At 45.6% G+C, this 590-nt stretch carries 1 protein-coding gene; it reads left to right on the top strand.

Annotated features, from left to right (window positions below):
* Nucleotides 1-59 precede the first annotated feature (59 nt).
* The gene (gene tnpA / locus ACFO0S_RS14765) at nt 60-527 is read left to right on the top strand and encodes an IS200/IS605 family transposase (protein ID WP_378142905.1); all 468 of its coding nucleotides are present in this window, start codon (nt 60-62) and stop codon (nt 525-527) included.
* The last annotated feature ends 63 nt before the right edge of the window (nt 528-590 follow it).

Here is a 590-nt window from a genome sequence, read left to right on the forward strand (position 1 = left end):
TCATCATACGATATTTTCAGGTCTAGCCAACCGAAAATAGTATGAGAGGGGAACCATCGATGGATAACCAAAGTCTAGCACATACAAAATGGAATTGTAAGTATCATATCGTATTTGCGCCGAAGTACAGGAGGCAGGTCATCTATGGAAAGATCCGTGCAGATATAGGCAGGATACTTCGTCAACTCTGTGAGCGAAAAGGTGTAGAAATCATCGAGGCTGAGGCATGTAAGGATCACATACACATGCTCGTCAGTATACCGCCCAAGCTGAGTGTCTCATCTTTCATGGGATATCTCAAAGGAAAGAGCAGTCTCATGATCTTCGATAGGCACGCGAATCTGAAGTACAGATATGGGAATCGACAGTTCTGGTGCAGAGGATACTATGTCACCACGGTCGGGCGAAACAAGAAAGTGATCGAGGAGTATATAAAGAATCAGCTCCAAGAGGATGTCATCCATGACCAGATGACAATGAAAGAGTTCATCGACCCATTCACGGGCGAGGAGATAAAGAAAAAATAGCCCCTTAAGGGGCCTGAACGGGAAAGTAGTGCGGTTGGCTGGTCCACCCGTTCAGTATGTCTT

The organism is Chryseomicrobium palamuruense (assembly GCF_042649045.1).
GTDB lineage: Bacteria > Bacillota > Bacilli > Bacillales_A > Planococcaceae > Chryseomicrobium > Chryseomicrobium palamuruense.